The sequence below is a fragment of the Pseudochelatococcus lubricantis genome (assembly GCF_042432495.1).
In the GTDB taxonomy this organism is placed as follows: domain Bacteria; phylum Pseudomonadota; class Alphaproteobacteria; order Rhizobiales; family Beijerinckiaceae; genus Pseudochelatococcus; species Pseudochelatococcus lubricantis.
Map to the genome: position 1 here is coordinate 113718 of NZ_JBHLXC010000003.1, position 6890 is coordinate 120607.

Sequence of the window (6890 nt, forward strand, 5' to 3'; positions counted from 1 at the left end):
AACCGATACCGCCTTCTGTCAAAGCCACCGGCTTTACCGAAAATCCCGCGCCTTCACCCTGATACCGCCGGCCCCCGGCCCCTGCTGCCCGTCCGTCGCCACCTCGCGCTGCCCGACAGTCGCCAGATCCCGCGACAGATCGACGATCCGATGGGCGACGAGATGCACGACCTCGCCCTCGCGCTGAACGCGGCCCCGCACGGCGATCATGCTCGATGAGAGAATGACCCGGCGATAGCGCTCGAAGATCTTCTGCCAGACCACGAGATTGGCGATGCCGGTCTCGTCCTCGAGCGTGATGAACATGACGCCGTTTGCGGACCCGGGACGCTGGCGCACCAGCACGATCCCCGCCGCCTCCAGCCAGCGCTGATCGCGGGCCGCCATCGCCTCGGCGCAGGTGACGATCCGGCGCCTCGCCAGGTCCTCGCGCAGGAAGGAGACCGGATGGCGACGCAGCGACAGGCCGATATGCCCATAATCCTCGACCACCTCGCGGCCAGCAGGCATCGCTCTCAGCGCGATCGCCGGCTCGTCGAGTTCCGGAACGGTCCGTCCCTCGCGCTCCGAGGCGGCGGCGAAGAGCGGCAGTTCCTCGTCGCGCAGCCCCTTGATGGCCCATTGCGCCTCGCGCCGGGCCAGACCGAACGCCGGGCGGAATCCGTCGGCCGCCGCGATCTGGTCGAGCGCCGCGACGGGAACGCCGGCCCGCCGCCAGAGATCGTCGACCGAGGTGAACGTCTCATCGCCCCGCGCCGCCACGATGGCGGCGGCATGGGCATTGGCGAGGCCCTTGACCATGCGCAGTCCAAGACGGACCGCGAGACGGCTTTCGTCGCCGGTCGGCTCCAGCGTGCAATCCCAGCGGGAGGCATTGATGCAGACCGGGCGGACCTCCACCCCATGCTCGCGCGCGTCGCGCACGATCTGGGCCGGCGCATAAAAGCCCATGGGCTGGGCGTTGAGGAGCGCGGCGCAGAAGACATCCGGGTGCCAGCATTTGAGCCAGGCCGAGGCATAGGCGATCAGCGCGAAGCTCGCCGCGTGGCTTTCGGGAAAACCATAGGAGCCGAACCCTTCGAGCTGCTGGAAGGTCCGCGCCGCGAACTCCTCCTCATAGCCGCGCGCGATCATCCCCGAGATCAGCCGGTCGCGGAACTTCGAGACGCCGCCGGTATGTTTGAAGGTCGCCATGCTCTTGCGCAGGAGATCGGCCTCGCCCGCGGTAAAGCCCGCGCATTCGATGGCGACGCGCATGGCCTGTTCCTGGAACAGCGGCACGCCGAGCGTCTTGCCCAGCACCTTCTCCAGCTCGGGTCGGGGATAATCGACCTCTTCCAGGCCCTCGCGCCGGCGCAGATAGGGATGAACCATATCGCCCTGGATCGGCCCCGGCCGCACGATCGCGACCTGCACCACCAGGTCGTAATAGGTCCGGGGTTTCAGGCGGGGCAGCATCGACATCTGCGCCCGGCTCTCGATCTGGAAGGTGCCGAGCGTGTCGGCCTTGCGGATCATCGCATAGGTGCGCGGATCCTCGGCCGGGATCGACGCCAGATCGAGTCGGATATCCTTGTGCTCGGCCAGCAGGTCTAGCCCCCGGCGCATGCAGCTCAGCATGCCCAGCGCCAGGACATCGACCTTCATGAAACGCAGCGCGTCGATATCGTCCTTGTCCCATTCGATGATCTGACGCCCCTCCATCGCCGCGGGCTCGATGGGCACGAGATCGTCGAGCCGGTCATGGGTCAGCACGAAGCCGCCTGGATGCTGCGACAGATGCCGGGGCGCGCCGCGAAGCTGGGCGGCCAGTTCGAGCGTCAGGCGCAGCCGGCGATCTTGCGGGTTGAGGTTGAGATCACGGAGTTGCTGCTCGGTCACACCGGCCTCGGACCAGCCCCAGAGCTGGCCGGACAGCGTCTGGATCAGGTCTTCGGGAAGACCCATGGCCTTGCCGACGTCCCGCAGCGCCCCCTTGGAGCGATAGCGGATGACGGTCGCGGTCAGCGCGGCGCGCTCGCGGCCGTAATGCTCATAGACCCACTGGATCACTTCCTCGCGCCGCTCATGCTCGAAATCCACGTCGATGTCGGGCGGCTCCCGGCGCTCCTCGGAGACGAAGCGCTCGAACAGGAGATCGTTGCGGCCGGGATCGATCGCGGTGATGCCGAGCACATAGCAGACGGCGGAGTTCGCCGCCGATCCGCGCCCCTGGCAGAGGATGCCGCGTGACCGGGCGAAGCGGACGATGCTGTTCACCGTCAGGAAATAGGGCGCGTAATCGAGCTTACCGATCAGGGCCAGCTCATGCTTCAGCGCGGCCGTCACCTCGTCGGGGACACCCTCGGGATAGCGGTGTGCGGCGCCCTCCCAGGTCAGCCGCTCCAGGGTTTCCTGCGGGCTCAGCGCCGGATCGTCGCGTTCTTCGGGATATTGATAGCGCAACTCGTCGAGCGAGAAGCGACAGCGATCCGCGATGTCACGCGTCCGGGCCAAAGCCTCGGGCCAGCGCGCGAAGAGCCGGTGCATTTCGGCAGGCGGCTTCAGATAACGGTCGGCATGGCGCTCGCGCCGGGTTCCGAGCGCGTCGACGGTGACATTGTGCCGGATCGCGGTGACGACATCCTGCAGGACGCGGCGTCCGGGCTCATGGAACAGCACGTCATTGGTCACGACGGTGGGCACGCCGAGGCGCGCGGCGAGCGTCGACAGTTCCCAGAGGCGCATCTGGTCATTGGGCCGCCGCCGCAGCGTCAGGCCGAGATAGGCGCGGGTCCCGAAGGCATCGCGCAAGCGCCGCAGGCGCAGGCCGCAGGTCTCGTCGGCAAGGTCCGGCACCAGGACCGCGATCAAGCCCTCGCCATAGGCGGCGAGATCGTCCCATTCGAGATGGCAGCGCGCCTTGCCCGCCCTCCCCTTGCCCAGCGACAGCAACCGGCAGAGCCTCGACCAGGCCGCCCGGTCGGTCGGATAGACCAGCACCGACATGCCGCAGGCGAGGTCGAGGCGGCAGCCGACGATCAGCCGCACACCCGCAGCCTTCGCCGCCTCATGGGCGCGCACGATACCGGCAAGCGTGTTGCGGTCGGTCACGGCGAGCGCGTCGATCCCCATCGCGGCCGCCGCGGCGAAGAGCTCCTCGGCCGAGGAGGCGCCGCGCAGGAAGGAGAAATGCGACGTCACCTGCAATTCGGCGTAAGCTGGCGCGCTCATCCGAAAATCCCGTGCAGGAACCAGCGATGCGAGCCGGTGGCGGCATCCTCGCCATCGCCGGAGCGGAAGATCCAGAAGCGCTCGCCGGCATCGTCCTCGACCCGGAAATAGTCCCGCACCGCCTGTCGCTCGGCATCGCGTTTCCACCATTCCCCGAAGATGCGCTCGGGGCCGTCGGCCCGGCGGACACGGCGGCGCACGCCCTTCCAGGAGAACCAGTTCGGGGGATGGTCCGGCAAGAGCGCCATGGTCTCGATCGGCTCCGGCCGGGCGAGAAGCCGCGACGGGCGCGGCCAGTGGTCGGGCCAGCCCGCGCCCGTATCCCCGGCAAGCGCCGGCAGGCGGCAGACCGAGCGTTCGGGCACATCGCTCGCCACCGGGGCGAAGCGATAGACCGCCCGCGCGCCGACCCGGTTCGCCAGCGTGTCGATCAGGCCGGAGAGATCCGGCGCGGTCTCCTCGATGAGGCTGCTGGCCGCCTGCTTCAAGGGCAGCGGTTCGGCCAGGGTGGCTGTCAGCGACATGATCTCGATGCCGAAGCCCGGCGCGATGGTCTCGATCTTGTCGCAGAGAAGCCGGGTCAGGCGCGCGGGATCCCGCACCGGCATGGCCAGGCCGATGCGCACCGTCTCGATCCGGTTGTCGACCCGGTGGCAGAGCAGGTCGAGACGGCGCGCGCCGAGACCCCGCCCTTCGAGCGTCTCGCAGAGCGCCATAACCAGCTTGCGAATATAGCGCGCGATGGTCTCGGCGGCGCCGATCGGTTCGGCGAAGACGCGGCGGACGGAGACCAGGTCCTCGGGCCGAATCGGTTCGATGGGTTCGGCGACCGCGCCCAGGGCCTGATCGAGACGCCGGCAGAGTTCCGGGCCGAAGCGCCGCGTCAGGGGCGCGCGCGGCTGCCCGATGAGGTCGCCAATGCGGACAAAGCCGAGATCGTATAGCCCCGCTGCGATCGCGGACGGCAAGCGCAGCGCTTGCAGCGGCAGCGGCGCGAGGATCGGGACGGTTTCGCCGGGAGGAGTGACAAACAGCGGATCGGCCGCGTAGCGCGCCAGCGCATGGGCCGCGCCCCAGCTATCGGCAATGGCGGCGCGGGCGGTGACGCCGGACATGACAAGCCGACCGGTCAGCGCCTCCAGCATGGCCGCTTCGCCGCCATGCAGATGGTCGGCGCCGGTCGCATCGATGACGATCCCGTCCGGCGCGTCGGCGGCGACGATAGGTGAGAAGCGTTGCAGCACCCAGAGCGCGAGGCGTTCGAGGCTGTCCAGGTCGGCCCGCGGGTCGGCGGGCTCGATGTGGAGGCCGGGCACCATCGCCTGGGCCTTGGTGACAGGCATTCCGGCGCGCAGGCCGAGCGCCTGCGCGGCCGGATCGGCCGCCGTCACCACCCGGCGGTTCTTCTCCCTTCCGGCGATGACCAGCGGCGCCTCACCGGGCGGCGCTGCGTCGCCCGCCTTCCGCCGCAACCGGTCTGTCGGCCAGTTCGGCAGGAAGACAGAGATGACCCGAGCCATCGCACGCCTCCAGTTCGATATCGAGACATTCGCCCGCCCGCGCCCGGATCAGCTCAACGAGCCAGCGCGGCCGCCCGACGCCGGGAACTGGAAGGGACGAGGACGGCAGCGCCGAGATCCGCCAGCGGGTCATCGCCGCCGTCGGCTGCCCGAAATCGCTGGCCTCCGCCTGCCGCCGCCATCGGCGCAGCGCGATGCAAATCGTCGCCGAGCCTTTCGCGGCCAGATGCAGCCGCCGCGAGGCGGTCATTGGCAGGCGCGCGATGTCGCCGACGACCGCCCCCAGCCCGCCATGCCGCAGCCCTTCCTCCATACAGGCCAGAACAGCCTTGTCGTCCCCGGCTTCGACGAATATCACCCGGCCGGGCGGCAATCCCGACTGCTCCAGCCCCGGCGCGAAGAGATCCTGGAGCGCCACGCACCAGAGCACCTGGCCGGTGGTGCGGGCGGCGATCCCGGCCGTGAAACAGGCCGCCGCCGCGCCATCCACCGCCCCGTTGCCGCCTCCGGCGACTTCATGGAGGCAGCCGAGCGCCAGCCCGCCACCGGGCAGCCTGCGATCCAGCGGCGCGATCCCGAAGGGCAGCACCTCGTGCGGACGCGTGCCATCGCCTTCGAGCCGCGCGATGCGCGCCCGAAGGTCGGCAATGGCTGGGCTGTCTGCACGGTTGGGCATATGAGGATGGCGTCTCCGGGGCTTTGCACTGGTCGATTCCGTTGCTATGTTCTTTATTTGTTCTCTTGCGGGTCGAGAGTCAATCTCGGCCATCCCGGAAGTGATCGACGGAACGCGATGCCCTATGGTGACGTAAAGGATTCGCAAGGAGAGTGGCGGGGCGATGTGCAACCTGTATCGCATTACAACCAATCAGCAGGCGATCCGGGATTTCGTGGCCGCCACCCATGACAGCATCGGCAATCTCGAGCCGTCGATCGATGTCTATCCCGACCGCCCGGCGCCGGTGGTGCGCAACACCGATGGCGGGCGGGAACTGGCCTCGCTGATCTGGGGTATGCCCACGCCCATCGAATATCTGAAATCCCATGATGCGCCGGACACGGGCGTCACCAATATCCGCAGCACGGGCAGCCCCCATTGGCGCAAATGGCTCGGGGTTGGGCATCGCTGCGTGGTCCCGGCCACCGCCTTTTCCGAATATGGGCAAAAGCCCGATCCGGTCACGAAGCGCAAACCGCTGCACTGGTTCGCCCTCGATGAGACCCAGCCCCTGTTCTTCTTCGCGGGAATCTGGACGCCATGGCGCGGAACCCGCGGCTCGAACCGAACCCCGCGTCCGGGCGATCATCAGCTGTTCGCCTTCCTGACGAGCGAGGCCAATGGCGTGGTGAAACCGATCCATCCGAAGGCCATGCCCGTCATCCTGACGAGCCGCGACGAAGTCGAGACCTGGCTGACCGCCGACTGGAAGGAAGCGAAGGGCCTGCAACGGCCGCTGCCCGACGAGCGGCTGTTGATCACGGAGACGCCAGCGAGCGCAGCCGGCGATGGCATGTTGCCGGGCATCTGACAATGATCCGGAGGACGGAAATGGGCCGGAAGGAAGAAGAACAGTTAGCGGCGACGCTCGCCAAGGCGATGGCGATGATCTGCGTCCGCAACAGCATGCTGGAGGACCTGCATGCGGGGCCGGTCCCGGTCACGAAGACCGGCGACTATTCCGATGTCTTCGTCATCGACGCCGACGGCAATCGCATCCCCTGGGGAACCGTGTCGAGACTCGACGACGACGAGATGCGCGACCTGATGCGCCAGGTGGTCAATCGGCTCTACACGTTCCAGACCTGCTTCGCAGAGCCGCAGTTTCAGGCGATGATCGACAAGTGGCTCGGTGTTGCGCGCAACTGGGACGAGCCGGTCCTCGACGAGCGGCTTGCGGGGCGGCATGCGTAGCCAATCATCAGCGGGACGTCGGCGGCCCGGTGGGTTGGGTAGCCGGTTCAGATCTCGTCCTTGGAGGAAGTGTTCGCCACTGATCAGCCAACGCGCCAGCCGGAGATCACGGGTCAGAACCTCTAGGTCGTGAGGTGAGAGCTGGCGAAAATCGTATCCAGAAGTTCTCGGCGGGCGCTAGGGCGTGTTGACAAAAGGGATTCACCGGGCGCGGTGATCGTGATTCAAGCTGGTATCTGCAATGG

Annotated in this window: 5 protein-coding genes; 2 read left to right on the plus strand and 3 right to left on the minus strand. The window is 67.9% G+C overall.

Annotation, left to right across the window (positions count from 1 at the left end):
- Positions 1 to 33: 33 nt before the first annotated feature.
- The 3 genes from ACFFJ7_RS10420 to ACFFJ7_RS10430 are packed head-to-tail and all read right to left on the minus strand — an operon-like array spanning position 34 to position 5409.
- The gene (locus ACFFJ7_RS10420; RefSeq protein ID WP_028709985.1) at positions 34 to 3213 is read right to left on the minus strand and encodes an error-prone DNA polymerase; all 3180 of its coding nucleotides are present in this window, start codon (positions 3211 to 3213) and stop codon (positions 34 to 36) included.
- Positions 3210 to 4733: a Y-family DNA polymerase gene (locus tag ACFFJ7_RS10425; protein WP_196108332.1), complete on the minus strand. Its 1524-nt coding sequence runs from the start codon at positions 4731 to 4733 to the stop codon at positions 3210 to 3212. Before ACFFJ7_RS10425 ends, ACFFJ7_RS10420 begins: the two co-directional genes overlap by 4 nt.
- Positions 4648 to 5409 carry an ImuA family protein gene (locus tag ACFFJ7_RS10430; RefSeq protein ID WP_028709983.1) on the minus strand — a complete coding sequence of 254 codons (762 nt, stop codon included), beginning with the start codon at positions 5407 to 5409 and terminating at the stop codon, positions 4648 to 4650. Before ACFFJ7_RS10430 ends, ACFFJ7_RS10425 begins: the two co-directional genes overlap by 86 nt.
- 163 nt (positions 5410 to 5572) lie before the next feature.
- Between ACFFJ7_RS10430 and ACFFJ7_RS10435 the strand changes: the two genes are divergently transcribed.
- A complete protein-coding gene (locus tag ACFFJ7_RS10435; RefSeq protein WP_028709982.1) occupies positions 5573 to 6262 on the plus strand; it encodes an SOS response-associated peptidase in 690 nt (229 codons plus the stop codon).
- Positions 6263 to 6282: 20 nt separating this feature from the next.
- Entirely contained in the window at positions 6283 to 6645 is a 363-nt protein-coding gene (locus tag ACFFJ7_RS10440) for a hypothetical protein (RefSeq protein WP_028709981.1), read from the plus strand.
- The last annotated feature ends 245 nt before the right edge of the window (positions 6646 to 6890 follow it).

Coding starts and splice junctions, on each gene's coding strand:
- ACFFJ7_RS10420 (WP_028709985.1), bottom strand. CDS start 3,213: ATGAGCGCGCCAGCTTACGCCGAATTGCAGGTGACGTCGCATTTCTCC.
- ACFFJ7_RS10425 (WP_196108332.1), bottom strand. CDS start 4,733: ATGGCTCGGGTCATCTCTGTCTTCCTGCCGAACTGGCCGACAGACCGG.
- ACFFJ7_RS10430 (WP_028709983.1), bottom strand. CDS start 5,409: ATGCCCAACCGTGCAGACAGCCCAGCCATTGCCGACCTTCGGGCGCGC.
- ACFFJ7_RS10435 (WP_028709982.1), top strand. CDS start 5,573: ATGTGCAACCTGTATCGCATTACAACCAATCAGCAGGCGATCCGGGAT.
- ACFFJ7_RS10440 (WP_028709981.1), top strand. CDS start 6,283: ATGGGCCGGAAGGAAGAAGAACAGTTAGCGGCGACGCTCGCCAAGGCG.